Annotated in this window: 11 protein-coding genes; all 11 read left to right on the top strand. The window is 63.3% G+C overall.

Translation table 11 applies throughout. The features are described 5' to 3' along the window. The first annotated feature begins 375 nt into the window (after positions 1 to 375). Positions 376 to 2,292: a 4Fe-4S dicluster domain-containing protein gene (locus tag NH396_RS11165; RefSeq protein WP_253063638.1), complete on the top strand. Its 1,917-nt coding sequence runs from the start codon at positions 376 to 378 to the stop codon at positions 2,290 to 2,292. Between the two features lie 4 nt (positions 2,293 to 2,296). Next, complete coding sequence (locus tag NH396_RS11160) at positions 2,297 to 3,073, top strand: molecular chaperone TorD family protein (protein WP_253063636.1); 777 nt, start codon at positions 2,297 to 2,299, stop codon at positions 3,071 to 3,073. 85 nt (positions 3,074 to 3,158) lie between these two features. Further along, positions 3,159 to 3,386: a twin-arginine translocation pathway signal gene (locus NH396_RS11155; RefSeq protein ID WP_253063634.1), complete on the top strand. Its 228-nt coding sequence runs from the start codon at positions 3,159 to 3,161 to the stop codon at positions 3,384 to 3,386. A 214-nt stretch (positions 3,387 to 3,600) separates the two neighbouring features. After that, the gene (locus tag NH396_RS11150) at positions 3,601 to 6,447 is read left to right on the top strand and encodes a molybdopterin-dependent oxidoreductase (protein ID WP_253063632.1); all 2,847 of its coding nucleotides are present in this window, start codon (positions 3,601 to 3,603) and stop codon (positions 6,445 to 6,447) included. A gap of 130 nt (positions 6,448 to 6,577) precedes the next feature. Then, entirely contained in the window at positions 6,578 to 7,237 is a 660-nt protein-coding gene (fdh3B, locus tag NH396_RS11145) for a formate dehydrogenase FDH3 subunit beta (RefSeq protein WP_176677031.1), read from the top strand. A gap of 51 nt (positions 7,238 to 7,288) precedes the next feature. Continuing rightward, positions 7,289 to 8,293: a formate dehydrogenase subunit gamma gene (locus NH396_RS11140; protein ID WP_253064033.1), complete on the top strand. Its 1,005-nt coding sequence runs from the start codon at positions 7,289 to 7,291 to the stop codon at positions 8,291 to 8,293. Positions 8,294 to 8,594: 301 nt separating this feature from the next. Beyond that, entirely contained in the window at positions 8,595 to 8,939 is a 345-nt protein-coding gene (locus NH396_RS11135; RefSeq protein ID WP_054556717.1) for a DUF1244 domain-containing protein, read from the top strand. Positions 8,940 to 8,941: 2 nt separating this feature from the next. After that, positions 8,942 to 9,472, top strand: a complete 531-nt coding sequence (gene moaB / locus NH396_RS11130) for a molybdenum cofactor biosynthesis protein B (RefSeq protein WP_253063630.1) — start codon at positions 8,942 to 8,944, stop codon at positions 9,470 to 9,472. Then, entirely contained in the window at positions 9,462 to 10,781 is a 1,320-nt protein-coding gene (gene glp / locus NH396_RS11125) for a gephyrin-like molybdotransferase Glp (RefSeq protein ID WP_253063628.1), read from the top strand. The genes moaB and glp overlap by 11 nt, the downstream gene beginning before the upstream one ends. A gap of 207 nt (positions 10,782 to 10,988) precedes the next feature. After that, positions 10,989 to 11,795 carry a carbonic anhydrase family protein gene (locus NH396_RS11120; RefSeq protein WP_253063626.1) on the top strand — a complete coding sequence of 269 codons (807 nt, stop codon included), beginning with the start codon at positions 10,989 to 10,991 and terminating at the stop codon, positions 11,793 to 11,795. A gap of 490 nt (positions 11,796 to 12,285) precedes the next feature. Further along, positions 12,286 to 17,450 (top strand): Ig-like domain-containing protein (locus NH396_RS11115; RefSeq protein ID WP_253063624.1); only part of this gene is annotated, 5,165 nt, incomplete at its 3' end.

The following is a 17,450-nucleotide window of genomic DNA, read 5'->3' as shown; positions in this document are numbered from 1 at the left end:
TCATCCTGATGCCTCATGAGTCACCCTGACGCGCATAATCAAGGCGCACTGACTGCAATGCACAGGCAAGATTCAGCATGACATGCCAACCCTTGAAGATGATGACAAACGTCAACCGCCTGCGGTGATGAGCGCCTGCGCGACCTGACCGCACCTCGCGCGTCGAGCGCGAAAACGGCAATGTCATCAACATGGTGCAAGGACAGCTGGCCTGTCATGAATCCCCACTGAACGACTGTCGATCGCCGACCCGGCCCTCACCGCGAAAGACCGAGAGAGGCCGCGAGAATCAGCGACGACCGGGACCTGCATCATCCGCCTGCCACCTGACGGCAGCTTGCATGCAAGGTCCGCCACGACCGAATAAGGATGAGGATGCTCAGCTCAAGCCTCGAGAGCGCTCAACGCGCCCTCAATCAACAAGCACGCCAACGCGCCCTGTCATCCGCCATGGGTGGCTCGCCTGCCTCCAGTCTGCCGCTGTTGGCAACGGATGCCGGCAGCGCCCCCATCCGCTATCACAGTCAGGGACGCACCGTGATCATCGGCAGCGAGGCGCGAGTGCGCGCACTGGCAAGTCTGCTGACCCGCCTGCCGGCTACCGCTCAGCTGCCGGTGGCACTCTTGATCAGTGAGCAGGACAACAGTGCGCTGGTGACGATGGATGAACAGCATCTCGCCGCAAGCGAGTCCCTGCCTGCGCACAGTGTCCCGCGTGACATGCTCGCGCTGAGCGGTCACCTCGGCCAGTTCAGCCTTGCCAGTGATGGCGTCAATCTGGCCGCCGCATTGGCGCCGCAAGGTGCCGGCAGCGCGCCCCATTTCGACCTGATCGCCGACCTGTCCAGCCAGCCGCTCAACCAGGCGGAACTGCCACCGCCCGGCTATCTGCAGGCCGGCGCGGACATCATCGCCGAGCTGGATCAGCTGGTCGCCGATGCTGAGGTCTCTCAGGAATCACTGCCACAGCTGACCGCTTGGGCCATGCAGTTCGCGGGCCTGATCGGCAACTTCGACAAACCGAATTACGTGACCGTCAATCTCGATACCTGCGCGCACGCCAGTGCCGGCAATATCGGCTGTACGCGCTGCCTGTCATCGTGCAGTGCCGATGCCATCTTCTCGGTGGCTGGTCGTCGCAATGCGCATATCGAGATTGACCCTTACCTGTGCCACGGCGCGGCCAGCTGCGTCAGCGCCTGCCCGACCGGCGCACTGAGCTTCACCCAGCCTCCGGCCGAGCAGCGCATGGAGCAGATCCAGCGCCTGCTGGAGCGCTATCAGGATGGCGGCGGCCTCTACCCGCTGCTGCGCTATCGCCTGGAGCAATCCCTTGCCTCGCAGACTGCCTTGGCGAGTGTCGACCAGGAGCGCTGCCTCGATATCACTCTCGAGGAAATCTCCGCCACCGGGCACGACGAGTGGCTGGCCGCACTCGCACTCGGTGCGACACAGGTCATCGTCGAACTGCCCCACGACCTGCCCGCAGGCCAGTACCAGCAGCTCGAGAGCGAACGTCGCCTGGCATTGACCCTGCTCGACAGCATGGGACTTGCTAATGCGGCCAGTGGCGAGCCGCGCATCCGCTTCGTATCACTGCCGGCCACCCTGCCGCAAATGGATGCCCGCGAGGCTGACCCCCTGCCCTTGATCACGCCGCTGTGTGTCGCTCTGGCACCGGGCGCGGATAGCGAAGAAGAGCACCAGCCCAGCCAGCCGATCGCCCGTGACTGGCTGCTGGGTCAACCGCAGGCACGCCCCGGCAAGCGCGAACGCCTCAATCGGGTGCTCGATCACCTGGCGACCCTGTCGGTCGCGGACCTGGCGCAGGACAGCGTCGCCGTACCGACAGGCGCGCCCTTCGGCGTGGTGAACGTCGACAGCGACAACTGCACGCTGTGTCAGGGCTGCGTCGCCGTCTGCCCGACCAGCGCTCTCTCGGCCAATCGCACCTCGCCTGCACTATCCTTCACTCAAGGTGACTGCGTGCAGTGTGGCCTGTGCGAGCAGGCATGCCCGGAGCAGGTCATCACCCTGACGCCTGGTTTTGCTCCGCAGCCCGAGGTGCGCCGCGAATCGCAGCTGATCAAGCAGGATATGCCCTTCCCTTGCATCAGCTGCGGCACGCCGTTCGGCTCCACCGCCACCATCACGGCGATGCAGACCAAACTGGCCTCGCATGCCTACTTCCAGGGCGATGGTGCACTGCGCCTGAAGATGTGCAGCGACTGCCGCGTCAAGGACATCTGGCACGAAATGGCACGCAATCCCGATGCCCAACTCAAGGTGTGAGCCAATGACATCACCCACGTCGACTCCCGACGACTTTGCAGCAGGTGGGACTGACGACCGTGCACCTGACACCACTGCGGCCGACTCTCTGATAAGCCATAGTGAAGAACAGCAGGCATTGCGCGCCGACCTCTACCGACTACTGGCGCGGCTATTGCGCGCAGCGCCGGATGCGGAACTGATCGGCTTTCTGGCCGAACTCGACCATGACGCCATCAGCCTGCCCGGGGCTGCCGAGCAACAATTGCCGCGTGCGTTGGCGTCGCTGTCATTGGCCGCCCGCGTCAGCGACTCGCGCCGGCTGGAAGACGACTTCTTCCAGAGCCTGGTAGGCGTGGTGCAGGGCGAGGTAGTGCCCTACGCCAGCTGGTACCTCACCGGCTCGCTGATGGAGATGCCGCTGGTCGCCCTGCGCCAGGACCTGAAACGCCTCGGCTTCGAACGCCAGAGCGACGTGCATGAGCCCGAGGATCATCTCGGCGCACTGTGCGAAGTGATGGCCATGCTGATCGATGAGATGCCCGGCGAGCAGGTCAATTTCTTCCGCCGCCATGTGGCCAGCTGGGGCGAGCGCTGCTGCGCCGACCTCGCGGGACGCGAGAGCCCCTTCTATGCCGCCGTCGGCTACCTGGGGCAGGCCTTCCTGCGGGCAGAGCGCCTGAACCTCGGTGATTCGATCCCGCTGCATGCGGCTACCGAACACAACTCTGGCGAGCAGGTGACGGCAGAGACCGTCCAGCTCGTCATGCCAGCCAGTGTGGCGCCCGACGCAAGACACTGATGTCACGCATGACGTGAAGCAACATTCGAGACTGCAACGCTATCCATCTCGCATCACCCAGCAGCATTGCCGACAGGAGATCAGCATGAAGACTGATGACGCAAAAGACAGCCATAACCAGGCGCGCCAAGGGCGCCGCAAATTCCTGCGCGTATTGGGCGCCAGCACCGTAGGGGTTGCTGCAGCAGGGTCATTGGCCGGTGCCGTGATTCCGGACCAGGCCGCGCCGGAAGGCCCCGTCAAGGACAAGGGCACGGACAATTATCGCGAGAGTGATCACATCAAGGCCTTCTACGCCACGCTGCGTGACTGAATGCCAGACAGACAGTGCCCCGAGCCAGCGCCATGCGCGCGGCCAGCGGCCTGAACAACGGGCAGCGCGGAGAGATTTCCGCCCGCCATCGACAGTGACAAGTCGGCACGGATCAGGACTGCCCCTGATCTGAAAGACCGCCGCTCCCGACATTGCCCCCTGACCCGCTGACGCGGCCCGGGCAATGATTCGGGTGACGAGGAGAGATGATGTCATGCGACTGACCCCCACCCCCTCTGCCAAAGAGACCTCAGGACTCGGTATCAACCGCCGCCAGTTCCTGAAACGCAGCGGTGTCGCCACCGGCGGCCTTGCCGCCGCGAGCTTCATGGCCGCCCCGATGATGAAACGCGCCGAAGCCAAGACCGAAGTGTCTGATGCGCCGGTCGAGACGAAGCGCACCATCTGCTCACACTGCTCCGTGGGCTGCGGCGTCTATGCCGAGGTCCAGGAAGGTGTCTGGACCAAGCAGGAACCCGCCTTCGATCACCCCTTCAACCGCGGCGCGCACTGCGCCAAGGGCGCATCGCTGCGTGAGCATGGTCACTCCGACCGTCGCCTCAAGTACCCAATGAAGCTCGAAGGTGGCAAGTGGAAGAAACTCTCCTGGGAGCAGGCCATCGAGGAAGTCGGCGACAAGGTACTCGAGCTCACCAGGGAGCACGGCCCCGATAGCATCTACTGGCTGGGCTCGGCCAAGTTCAGCAATGAACAGGCCTACCTGATGCGCAAGTTCGCGGCCCTGTTCGGCACCAACAACGTCGATCACCAGGCGCGTATCTGTCACTCCACCACGGTGGCCGGGGTCGCGAATACCTGGGGCTACGGGGCGATGACCAACTCCTTCAACGACATGCACAACTGTCGTTCGATCCTGTTCATCGGCTCCAACCCGTCCGAAGCGCACCCGGTGGCCATGCAGCACATCCTGCTGGCCAAGGAACGCTCCAACGCCGAGATCATCGTCGTCGACCCGCGCTTCACGCGGACCGCGGCCAAGGCCAACAAGTACGTGCGCCTGCGCCCGGGCACCGATGTCGCCTACATCTGGGGCCTGCTGTGGCACATCTTCGAGAATGGCTGGGAAGATGAGGCCTACATCCAGCAGCGTGTCTACGGCATGGAGGAAGTGCGTGCTGAAGTCGCCAAGTTCCCACCGGCGGAAGTCGAGCGCATCACCGGCGTCGCCGAGGCCGACATGCTCGACGTCGCACGCCGCCTGTCCCAGAACCGTCCGGGCAGCGTCGTGTGGTGCATGGGCGGTACCCAGCACACCACCGGCAACAACAACACCCGCGCCTACTGCATCCTGGAACTGGCACTGGGCAACATCGGCAAGTCCGGTGGCGGCGCCAACATCTTCCGTGGCCACGACAACGTCCAGGGCGCCACGGATCTGGGTCTGATGTCCCACTCCCTGCCGGGCTACTACGGCCTCTCCGAAGGCGCGTGGAAGCACTGGTCCAAGGTCTGGAACGTCGACTTCGAGTGGATCCAGAACCGCTACGACCAGACCGAATATCACGACGGCAAGCCGATGCATACCAACGGCATCACCGTCTCGCGCTGGGTCGATGGCGTGCTCGAGAACCCGGACCGCATCTCCCAGCGCACCGCGCTCAAGGCGATGTTCTACTGGGGCCATGCCGTCAACTCCCAGACCCGCGGGCCGGAGATGAAGAAGGCGATGGCCAAGCTGGACATGATGGTGGTGGTCGACCCCTACCCGACCATCGCCGCCGTCATGCACGACCGTACCGACGGTGTCTATCTGCTGCCGGCCGCGACCCAGTTCGAGACCACCGGCAGCGTGACCAACTCCAGCCGCTCCCTGCAGTGGCGCGATCAGGTCATCGAGCCGATGTTCGAGTCCAAGCCTGACCACGAGATCATGTACCTGCTGTCTCGCAAACTGGGCTTCGCCGACGAGCTGTTCCGCAACATCAAGGTCGAGGGCAGCGTGCCCGTCGTCGAGGACATCACGCGCGAGTTCAATGCCGGCATGTGGACGGTGGGTTACACCGCCCAGAGCCCTGAGCGCCTTAAGGCTCACCAGCAGAACTGGCACACCTTCGACTTCGAGACGCTCAAGGCCCGTGGCGGCCCGGCCAACGGCGACTTCTACGGCCTGCCGTGGCCGTGCTGGGGCACGCCGGAGATGGGGCACCCGGGCTCGCCCATCCTGTATGACACCTCCAAGACGGTGGCCGAGGGTGGCGGCAACTTCCGCGCGCGTTACGGCGTGGAGCACAACGGCACCAACATCCTCGCGGAAGGCTCCTGGTCCAAGGGCGCCGAGATCGAGGATGGCTATCCGGAGTTCACCGACAAGCTGCTCAAGCAGCTGGGCTGGTGGGATGACCTGACGGCCGAGGAAAAGCAGGCGGCGGAGGGCAAGAACTGGAAGACCGACCTGTCCGGCGGCATCCAGCGCGTGTGCATCAAGCATGGCTGCATGCCGTATGGCAACGCCAAGGCGCGCGCCCTGGTGTGGACCTTCCCGGACCCGATTCCCAAGCACCGCGAGCCGCTGTATACCGCTCGTCGCGATCTGGTGAAGGACTACCCGACCTGGCCGGATTCCGAGTCCATCTATCGCCTGCCGACGCTCTACGCCTCCATCCAGGAGAAGAACGTCAGCGCCAAGTACCCGATCACCCTGACCTCGGGCCGCCTGGTGGAATACGAAGGGGGTGGCGAAGAGACGCGCTCCATTCCGTGGCTGGCCGAGCTGCAGCAGGAGATGTTCGTCGAGATCAATCCGGCTCTGGCCAATGACCAGGGCATCAAGGACGGCGACATGGTGTGGGTCGAGGGCGCCGAGGGCGGCCGCGTCAAGGTGATGGCGATGGTCACCGAGCGTGTCGGCCCGGATGTCGTCTTCATGCCCTTCCACTTCGGTGGGCATTACGAAGGCGAATCCCTCGAGTCCCGCTATCCGGAAGGCACCGTGCCCTATGTGCTCGGTGAATCGGCCAATACCGCGACCACCTACGGCTACGACCCCGTGACCCTGATGCAGGAAACCAAGGTCACCTTGTGCCGCGTCAGCCTCGCCTGACTCGAGTGACGGCCGCGTCCAAGTGACGCGGCCATGACGCAGCACAGGACACGATCGGACGTATCCGTTACCAGAATCATCCGGCCTGTTGACCGAGGAACCCGGCGACAGGCCGTGAAGGAGAAGCACCATGGCCCAGATGAAATTTTTGTGTGATGCAGAGCGCTGCATCGAGTGCAATGGCTGCGTGACAGCCTGCAAGAACGCCAACGAGACCGAGTGGGGCATCCAGCGTCGCCGCGTGGTCACCCTGGACGACGGCAAGCCGAGTGAAGTCTCCATCTCGGTGGCGTGCATGCATTGCGATGACGCGCCGTGCATGGCGGTCTGCCCCACCGACTGCTTCTACAAGACCGATGATGGCATCGTCCTGCACGACAAGGACATCTGCATCGGTTGCGGCTACTGCCTGTACGCCTGCCCGTTCGGCGCCCCGCAGTTCCCGCAGCAAGGCGCCTTCGGCGAGCGCGGCAAGATGGACAAGTGCACCTTCTGTGCCGGCGGCCCGGCCGACAGCCCGGAAGAAGAGTTCGAGAAGTACGGCGCCAACCGCATCAGCGAAGGCAAGCTGCCGCTGTGCGCCGAGATGTGCTCCACCAAGGCCCTGCTGGCCGGCGATGCCGAGACCGTCTCCGACATCTTCCGTCAGCGTGTGGTCTACCGCGGCCATGAAGACGGCGCCTGGTCGCCGGTCGACAAGGCCAGCCATCCGGAAACCTCTGCCAATCTGACCACCAGCAGCGTCCAGCAGGCGGACCACCTGGCCTACGACGCAGCCCGCAAGGGGTAAGGAGGCGACATGCGCGCGCACTTTACAGCTTCACGGTTGACCGTGGTCGCCATGTTCCTGTGCCTGATGCTGGCCAGTCTCTGGCTGGCTCCTCAGGCACTGGCCGCGAACCCTGACGGCGAGATCGGTCAGGCGGTCGGCACGGTGGACGCCGATACCTGGCGGCAGGTCAAGAATGGGGGCAACTCCATCGACAGCCGTCATGACTCCAACTACAGCCTGATCAACCAGAGCGGCGAGACCTGGCGCCAGATCCGCAATCGCTGGATCTCACCGGGCGGCCTGATCGCGCTGGGTGGCATGCTGGCCGTGCTGGCGATCTTCTACCTGCTGGTGGGACGCAACAATCTGGACCACCCGCGCAGCGGCAAGCTGATGCTGCGCTGGACGGCGCTGGAGCGTGCCATGCACTGGACGCTGGCGACGCTATTCCTGACGCTGGCCATTACCGGCATCAATCTGCTGTGGGGCAAATTCGTGTTCCGCAATGTGTTCGGGGATGTGTTCTGGGCCAACATGATCATGGCGACCAAGGTGATCCACAACTATGTGGGCCCCCTGTTCTCGATCATGCTGATCTTGGTGCTGGCCAAGTGGCTGAAGCTCAATATTCCCAAGAAGCATGACCTTGACTGGTTCCGTCAGGGTGGCGGCATGATGAAGGGTAAGCATCCGGATGCCGGCTTCGCCAATGGCGGGGAAAAGGCCTGGTACTGGATTCTGGCGACGGTCGGCCTGGTAGTGATTGCCAGCGGGCTGGTGCTGGACTTCCCGATCTTCGGTCAGACGCGTGACAACATGCAGTGGGCCAATGTCTTCCACGGCATCGCCTCGCTGATGCTGATCGCGGTGTCCTTCGGCCACATCTATATCGGCACCGCTGGTACCGAGGGTGCCTTCGAGGGCATGAAGACCGGCTATGTCGATGAGACCTGGGCCAAGCAGCACCACAATCTGTGGTACGACGAGGTCAAGCAGGCCGAAGCGGCAGACCCGGCAGCAGACCCCTCTACGGCACCTGACGATAGCCTGGCACGTCAGCAACGTCCGAATTAGCGCGGCGTCAGACATCCGCTGGATGAGTGAAGATACGCCCGGTCAGGTTCGCCTGCCGGGCGTTTTCGCTTGCCAGCGCCTGCTCTCTCGCTTGCCCGCGCACACTCTTTCGCGACTCTGCCACCCACTGGCATTCCACCGGCCAATCCGTCTGCCAAATCACAGACCGAACCACGGGCGTGCAGCGCTGGTTCACAGCTCTGCATTAGTTGCGTAAAGTTTCAGATATCCCGCCTGGGCCCACCAGGCACCCCGACAGCATGAAGGCAGGCGCCAGGCTGCGCCTTCTCAGGAGAATTCGATGAGCGACCCGACCCCTCAAGCCGTACAAGACCTGAGCCAACTGGACGAACAGACCCGCACCGAACTGGAAGCGGCCGCGTTCCGTCGTCTGCTCAAGCACCTGGATGACAACAAGGATGTCCAGAACATCGATCTGATGATCCTCGCCGACTTCTGCCGCAACTGCCTGTCCAAGTGGCTGATGGCCGCTGGCGAGGAGCGCGGCGTGAGCTTCGATTACGACGCGGCGCGCGAGCATGTCTACGGCATGCCCTATTCCGAGTGGAAGACACACCACCAGGCCAAGGCGACCCCAGAGCAGCTGGCAGCGCTCGAGGCACGTCAACAAGGCAAGAAGGACTGATCATGAGCGGCAATGACGAACAGATCGGCCTCACCATCGCGGTATTGACCGTCTCGGATACACGTACGGCGGAGAATGACCGCTCCGGCGACGCCCTGGTCGACAACCTGACGGCGGCTGGCCACAGCCTGCATGAAAAGCGCATCGTGCCCGATGACGTCTATCAACTGCGCGCCGTGGTCAGCGAGTGGATCGCGGAGCCGGCCGTGCAGGTCATCCTGACGACGGGCGGCACAGGCTTCACCGGGCGTGATTCCACGCCGGAAGCCATTCGCGTGCTGCTCGACAAGGAAATCCAGGGCTTCGGCGAACTCTTCCGTCAGCTTTCCCACCAGGAAGTCGGAAGCTCGACGATCCAGAGCCGCTGTCTGGGAGGGCTTGCCAACCGTACCGTGGTGTTCTGCCTGCCCGGCTCCACCGGTGCCTGCAAGACGGCCTGGAACGGTATCCTCAAGGAGCAGCTCGACAGCCGTCACCGCCCCTGCAACTTCGCCAACCTGGTGATTCCGGAGCGCGGAACCCATGCCCACTGACACCAGTAAAGACCCGCATTCTCGCCCGTCGCCATCCGCGGAGGCAGAATGTGGCTGCGACGCCGTGCCTGTCGGCGCCAAGGGGCTGGCGCCCCTGGCCAGTGCACTCGCCGCGCTACGTGACAGCTGCCCGCTGATGCCTGCCGAGCGCGTGGCAGTCAGTGACGCTGCCGGGCGCGTGCTCACCGAGGACGTGCATGCCAAGCTTGACGTGCCGCCTGCCGACAACTCCCAGATGGATGGCTACTGTGCCCGCGTGGCAGACATTGGTGACGGTGCCTGGCTGCCGATCAGTCAGCGTGTCGCGGCAGGTCAGCCTGCCACTCCGCTGGCCGTGGCGAGTTGCGCGCGCCTGTTCACCGGAGCGGAAATCCCCGACGGTGCCGACGTGGTGGTCATGCAGGAAGAGGTGACACTGCGTGAAGACGAAGATGGCACCACCCTGGCCTGGCTGCCCGGACCTCGCACCCACGGCGACAACATTCGGGTACAAGGCAGGGATGTCAGCAAAGGCAATCGATTGCTGGCGGCGGGCACGCGACTGGATGCTGCCGCGCTGGGTCTTCTCTGTGGACAAGGGCTCAGCTACGTATCGGTACGACGCAAGGTACGAGTGGCCCTGTTCGCGACCGGCGATGAACTGATTGAACCCGGCCAGCCGCTCAAGCCCGGCCAGATCTACAACTCCAACCGCGTAATGCTCAGCCAGATGCTCAGCGACTTCGGGGCTGAGGTGGTGCTGGCGCCACTCAATGTGGCCGATACCTTCGAGGCCACCCGTGACGTCCTCGCTTTGGCGGCGCAACAGGCTGACCTGATCGTCACCTGCGGTGGAGTCAGCGTCGGCGAGGAAGACCACGTCCGCCCTGCCATCGAGGCGCTGGGCAGCCTGGATCTGTGGCGTCTGGCCATCAAACCGGGCAAACCGCTGGCGCTGGGGCGTATCAACAGCCCCCGGGGTGACTCGGTGCGTGTCGTGGGCCTGCCGGGCAATCCGGTTTCCAGCTGGGTCGGCGGCTGGTTGTTCGTTCGCCCCTTGCTGGGCGAGATGACCGACTGTGATGCATTGCGTGAGCTGAAACGCATGACGGTTCGCGCAGCCTTCACGGCGAAGACTGCCATCCGTCAGGACCACCTGCGCGTGACCTTGTCGCCCGGCAGTGACGGCCAGCTTGAAGCGTATGCCTTCCCGGACCAGAATTCAGCAGTTCTCTCCTCCTGTGCCGGTGCTCAGGCATTGGCCGTGATTCCGCCCCACGCACAGCTCAACCACGGCGACAGTGTGGAATGCCTGTGGCTCGAGCGCTGACATCTCCCCCTCTCTGTTTTCACAACTGTCGTGACTACTGATGCGATGAACGTCGCGACAACTGACGCTGGAATGCGACACCCTAGTGACACTCCAGCGTCATCTTGACCTCGCCCCTGAGTCCGGCACACTGACTGCCTTCATTCATCTGAGTTCTGACTGCCTACGGCGGCTCAGGACACTGGACTCTTGAGCAAGGACACCTCAATGCCAGCCTCTTCCTCGTCGCCTCGCGCGCTGTTACGCCCACTTGCCATGGCCGTGTTGCTTGCCGCCACGTCGTCATCTTTCCCGGCGCTCGCCGATGACACTACTACGTCGCCCGCCCCGGGCACGTCGGTCACTGAGTGGAGCTATGAGAGTGAATCAGCGGACGGTACCAATGCCGGTGCCAATGGCCCCGAGCATTGGGGAGAGCTCACCCCGGGGTATGCCGAGTGCTCGGCCGGCAGCCAGCAGTCGCCGATCGACATCGATAGCCAGTCACGCACGCTGAATGAAGCGGGCCCGATACTCGACTACCATTCGTCGCTGCTCGTCACGCGCGATACGGGCCACACCCTGCAGATCGAAGGGGCCAGCGGCAATACCATGACGCTGGATGGCACCCAGTACACTCTGTCGCAGGTGCACCTGCATGTGCCGTCAGAGCACGCCATCGACGGCAAGCGTGCCGCCATGGAAATCCATCTGGTGCACAGCACGCCGGAAGGCAAGCTGGCTGTGCTGGCCGTACTGGTCGAGGAAGGGCATGACAACCTGGCTCTCAGCCGCCTGTTGAGTCGCCTGCCCCAGCGCGGCCTCTCCGAGACCCTGACAAGCGGCCTGTCTGCCAACCTGCTGCTGCCGCGCGAGCATGCCGGCTGGCAGTACTCCGGCTCGCTTACCACCCCACCATGCTCTGAGCCCGTCACCTGGTTTGTCATGAAGACGCCGATCGAAGCCTCTCAGGCACAGATTGACGCCTACCGTGAATGGCAAGGCGGAGAGAATGCCCGTCCCCTTCAGCGCTGATTGATACAGGCCACGCCACGGACGACAAAGGCGCCACCCTAGCGGGTGGCGCCTTTTTTATTCTCGAAAACATATTCCATTCGTTTAAACAACGTATTCCGCGCCTCAATAGCCAACAGTTTATAAGCATACCATAAATTAAAATCATTTTTGCCGCTAAATTAACCAGTTAGCACTACTTGATCTTTAGTCGCACGACCGATTAGGAGAATCATACTCAGCACATGATCTGAACCCCTTCACCAGGCGTTATTGAATTTGACACTCGACTCCCCGATCTCCAGTAGAGCAGCGGTTCGCGGAGGCAACGAGACATTGAGTCATGAAAATTTACAGCCGAAAGAAAACCTATACACGAATAAACTATACTCCAACGAAAGAGATTGACACCTGAGTACTAGAAAAATGATCCGAGCCACAATAACGTGTTGATTATCGATAATTAATAGAAAGTCGCGAATGCACAAGAAGTGCCATTGAGGACAACGATATGCCGGTAACTGCCAAGGTCGCGCCCCACGGTCAGCTCGCGGAGCAGGAAACGATCCTGCGTGAAGTCGATACCATTGCCCTCAATAGATCATCGGATGTCAGTCTGGATCTCCATCCTCGCGATATCGAGGTGATGACCCGCCAGGGAGACAACCTGCTTGTCACTCTCGAAAACGGGGAACTGATCACGATCGAGAACTTCTACGCAGACCCCACCGAGCTCAGCCATCTGTATCTACAAGGCGATGAATTCGCCGGTGAGCTCTTTCAGGTGGGTCTGGGTGAAGCTGGCGCAGGAGGGGCCGTGCCCTTCACCAGTACCGCGACCTTGACGACGGCAGAGACGGCTCTCACTACCGCAGCAGCGGGTGCGGGCACTGCGGGAGCAGAAGCTGCGACGGGCGCAGGCGCGGGGGCTGGCATCAGCACCGTTGGCCTCGTGGCAGGCGGCGTTGCCGTGGCCGCCGGTGTCGGCGTGGCCGCTGCCACTGGTGATGACAACTCCTCCTCGGATGAGGACACAACAGCGCCTGAGGCGCCTGTCCTCGACGGGACCAATGGCAACATCCTCACCGGCAGCAGTGAGCCCGGCGCCACTATCGAGGTCACCAATGCCGCCGGCGACAGCGTAGGAAGCGCCGTCGCCGATGCGGATGGTAACTTCTCGGTCGAGCTGTCCCCCACACAGGAAGCCGGCACCGAACTGACCGCCACCGCGACCGATGCCGCCGGCAACGTGAGCGAAGCTTCCACCGCAGTTACCGTGCCGCAGGATGCTGACATCACGGCACCGAACACCCCGACCATCACCTCCGCGACCGACGACGTGCCAGCCGATACCGGTGTCCTCGCCTCCGGCGACAGCACCAATGACGCGACGCCGACCCTGACCGGCAGCGCCGAGATCGGTAGCACCGTCACCGTCACGCATAATGGCGAAGTGATCGGCACGACCATCGCCGATAGCAATGGCACGTGGAGCTTCACACCAGGCACTGAATTCGCCGATGGCGAGCACGTCTTCAGCGTCACTGCGACCGATGCCGCCGGTAACGAAAGTGCATCCTCTGGCGAGTTCACACTCACCGTCGACACCTCCGCGCCTGATGCTCCAGTCCTGAGCGAGACCGATGGCGAAACCGCCAATGGCAGCACCGTCAATGGTAGCGCCGAGGCCGGTGGCACCGTCGAAATCACCAATGGTGATGGCGATCTGCTTGGCACCGGCACTGTCGCCGATGACGGCACCTTCAGCATCACGTTGTCGCCGAAGCAGGAAGCCGGTACTGAGTTGACCGCCACCGTCACCGATGCCGCGGGTAACGAAAGCCCAGTCTCCGACACCTTGGTGGTACCGGAAGACGCTGACGTCACCGCGCCGAACACCCCGACCATCACCTCCGCAACCGACGACGTGGAAGCCGTGACCGGTACCCTCGCCGATGGCGACAGCACCAATGATGCGACCCCGACCCTGACCGGCAGCGCCGAGATCGGTAGCACCGTCACCGTCACCGTCACGCATAATGGCGAAGTGATCGGCACGACCATCGCCGATAGCAATGGCACGTGGAGCTTCGCACCAAGCACTGAATTCGCCGATGGCGAGCACGTCTTCAGCGTCACTGCGACAGATGCCGCCGGCAACGAGAGTGCGCCGTCTGGCGAGTTCACACTCACCGTCGACACCTCCGCGCCTGATACCCCAGTCCTGAGCGAGACCGATGGCGAGACGGCCAATGGCAGCGCCGAGGCCGGTGGCACCGTCGAAATCACCAATGGTGATGGCGACCTGCTGGGCACCGGCACTGTGGCCGATGACGGCACGTTCAGCATCACGCTGTCTCCGAAGCAGGAAGCCGGCGCTGAGCTGACCGCCACTGTCACTGACGCCGCGGGTAACGAAAGCCCGGTCTCCGACACCCTGGTGGTGCCGGAAGCTGCGGATGTCACTGCCCCCAACGCCCCGACTATCGCCTCCGCAACCGACAACGTGGAAGCCGACACCGGTGCCCTCGCCTCCGGCGACAGCACCAATGACGCGACGCCGACGCTGACCGGCAGCGCCGAAGCCGGCAGCACCGTCACCATCACCCACAACGGCGAAGTCGTTGATAGCGTGACGGCAGATGCCAATGGCAGCTGGAGCTATACCCCGAGCACTGATCTCACCGACGGTGATCACGTCTTTAGCGTTACCGCGACAGATGCCGCCGGCAACGAGAGTGCAGCCTCTGGCGAGTTCACCCTCACCGTCGATACTGCTGCGCCGGATGCGCCAGTCCTGTCCGAGACCGATGGCACCACCGTCGCCGGAACCGGTGAAGCGGGCACCACGGTCGAGATCATCAATGCCAACGATGATGTGGTGGGTACCGCGGTCGTCGATGCAGAAGGCAACTTCTCCGTTGAGCTCTCACCGGAGCAGGAAGCTGGCAGCACTCTGACAGCCACGGCAACCGATGCGGCCGGCAATGAAAGCGCAGCGTCCGCGGCACTCGATGTGCCGGTCGATGCTGACGTTACCGCGCCGAACACCCCGGCCATCACCTCCGCCACAGACGATGTGGCAGCCGTGACCGGTGCCCTCGCCTCCGGCGACAGCACCAATGACGCGACGCCGACGCTGACCGGCAGCGCCGAAGTCAGCAGCACCGTCACCATCACCCACAACGGCGAAGTCGTTGATAGCGTGATAGCCGATGCCAATGGCACCTGGAACTACACCCCGAGCACTGATCTCACCGATGGCGATCACGTCTTCAGCGTCACCGCGACCGATGCCGCCGGCAACGAAAGTGCGTCGTCCGGCGAGTTCACGCTCACCGTCGATACTGCTGCGCCGGATGCGCCGGTTCTGTCCGAGACCGATGGCGAGACGGCCAATGGCAGCGCCGAGGCCGGTGGCACCGTCGAAGTCACCAATGGTGATGGCGATCTGCTGGGCACCGGCCCTGTTGCCGATGACGGCACCTTCAGCATCACGCTGTCTCCGAAGCAGGAAGTCGGCGCTGAGCTGACCGCCACTGTCACTGACGCCGCGGGTAACGAAAGCCCGGTCTCCGACACCCTGGTGGTGCCGGAAGACGCTGACGTTACCGCGCCGAACACCCCGGCCATCACCTCCGCCACGGATGATGCGGCAGCCGTGACCGGTGCCCTAGCCTCCGGCGACAGCACCAATGACGCGACGCCGACGCTGACCGGCAGCGCCGAAGCCGGCAGCGCCGTCACCATCACCCACAACGGCGAAGTCGTTGATAGCGTGATAGCCGATGCCAATGGCACCTGGAACTACACCCCGAGCACTGATCTCACCGATGGCGATCATGTCTTCAGCGTCACCGCGACAGATGCTGCCGGCAACGAAAGTGCGCCGTCCGGCGAGTTCTCCCTCACCGTCGATACTGCTGCGCCGGATGCGCCAGTCCTGTCCGAGACCGATGGCACCACCGTCGCCGGAACCGGTGAAGCGGGCACCACGGTCGAGATCACCAATGCCAACGATGATGTGGTGGGTACCGCGGTCGTCGATGCAGAAGGCAACTTCTCCGTTGAGCTCTCACCGGAGCAGGAAGCTGGCAGCACTCTGACAGCCATAGCAACCGATGCGGCCGGCAACGAAAGCCCGGTCTCCGACACCCTGGTGGTGCCGGAAGCTGCGGATGTCACTGCCCCCAACACCCCGACCATCGCCTCCGCCACGGATGATGTGGAAGCCGTGACCGGTGCCCTCGCCTCCGGCGACAGCACCAATGACGCGACGCCGACGCTGACCGGCAGCGCCGAGGCCGGCAGCACCATCTCCATCACCCACAACGGCGAAGTCGTTGATAGCGTGACAGCTGATGCCAATGGCGCCTGGCGCTATACCCCGAGCACTGATCTCACCGACGGTGATCACGTCTTCAGCGTCACCGCGACCGATGCCGCCGGCAACGAAAGTGCAGCCTCTGGCGAGTTCACCCTCACCGTCGATACTGCTGAGCCCACCAATCCGGCCTTGGCGCTCACCACCGATACCAACATCACCGACGACGGCATCACCAGCAATGGTGAGGTCACCGTCAGTGGCCTCGAGACCGACGCGACCTGGGAGTACTCCCTCGATGGCGGCAGCACCTGGATCGATGGCACTGGCACCACCTTCACCCTCGCCGAAGGCAGCTATGCCGATGGCGACGTGCAGATCCGTCAGACCGATGTCGCCGGCAACGTCAGCAATGAGGTCAGCCTCGGTGCGGTGACGATCGATGCGACCGCCCCAACGGGCAGCATCGCCTTCGTCGATGGTGACGATGGCCTGCTCAATCTGGCAGACATCAGCGCCGTCGATCTGACTGGCAGCATCGAGGCCGGCCTCGACAGCAGCAATGTCGTGATCACCATCACTGACAGCGCCGATCCAGCCAACGAGATCACCGTCTCCACGACTGATATCACGGTCGACGGTGCCGGCAATCTGTCCGTCATCGGTCTGGACCTGAGCACCGCAACTTCCGGGCTCACCGAAGGCGCCCTCACCGTCTCGATGACCGTGATCGATGTGGCGGGCAATACGTTCGAGACTGACGGCACCACCACCAGTGACCTCACGGTGCCTGACGCTCCGGCCCTCGCGCTGACCACCGACACGCTCGATGCCGACGGCATCACCAGCAATGGCGAGGTCACCATCAGTGGCCTCGAGACCAACGCGACCTGGGAGTATTCCCTCGACGGCGGCAGCACCTGGATCGATGGCACTGGCACCACCTTTACCCTCGCTGAAGGCAGCTATGCCGATGGCGACGTGCAGATCCGTCAGACCGATGTGGCCGGCAACGTCAGCGACGCCGTGAACCTCGGTGCCGTGACGATCGATGCGACCGCCCCGACAGGCAGTATCGCCTTCGTCGATGGTGACGATGGCCTGCTCAATCTGGCAGACATCAGCGCTGTCGACCTGACTGGCAGCATCGAGGCCGGTCTCGACAGCAGCAATGTCGTGATCACCATCACTGACAGCGCCGATCCAGCCAACGAGATCACCGTCCCCACGACTGATATCACGGTCGACGGTGACGGCAATCTGTCCGTCACCGGTCTGGACCTGAGCACCGCAACTTCCGGGCTCACAGAAGGCGCCCTCACCGTCTCGATGACCGTGACCGATGTGGCGGG

This window comes from Cobetia sp. Dlab-2-AX, assembly GCF_024124625.1.
GTDB lineage: Bacteria > Pseudomonadota > Gammaproteobacteria > Pseudomonadales > Halomonadaceae > Cobetia.
This window is presented reverse-complemented; position numbering and strand designations above follow the sequence as displayed.

Bases quoted from the DNA above. Each gene is read 5' to 3' on its own strand.
- NH396_RS11160 (WP_253063636.1), top strand. From the start codon at position 2,297: ATGACATCACCCACGTCGACTCCCGACGACTTTGCAGCAGGTGGGACT.
- moaB (WP_253063630.1), top strand. From the start codon at position 8,942: ATGAGCGGCAATGACGAACAGATCGGCCTCACCATCGCGGTATTGACC.
- NH396_RS11135 (WP_054556717.1), top strand. From the start codon at position 8,595: ATGAGCGACCCGACCCCTCAAGCCGTACAAGACCTGAGCCAACTGGAC.
- NH396_RS11165 (WP_253063638.1), top strand. From the start codon at position 376: ATGCTCAGCTCAAGCCTCGAGAGCGCTCAACGCGCCCTCAATCAACAA.
- fdh3B (WP_176677031.1), top strand. From the start codon at position 6,578: ATGGCCCAGATGAAATTTTTGTGTGATGCAGAGCGCTGCATCGAGTGC.
- NH396_RS11140 (WP_253064033.1), top strand. From the start codon at position 7,289: ATGTTCCTGTGCCTGATGCTGGCCAGTCTCTGGCTGGCTCCTCAGGCA.
- glp (WP_253063628.1), top strand. From the start codon at position 9,462: ATGCCCACTGACACCAGTAAAGACCCGCATTCTCGCCCGTCGCCATCC.
- NH396_RS11120 (WP_253063626.1), top strand. From the start codon at position 10,989: ATGCCAGCCTCTTCCTCGTCGCCTCGCGCGCTGTTACGCCCACTTGCC.
- NH396_RS11155 (WP_253063634.1), top strand. From the start codon at position 3,159: ATGAAGACTGATGACGCAAAAGACAGCCATAACCAGGCGCGCCAAGGG.
- NH396_RS11150 (WP_253063632.1), top strand. From the start codon at position 3,601: ATGCGACTGACCCCCACCCCCTCTGCCAAAGAGACCTCAGGACTCGGT.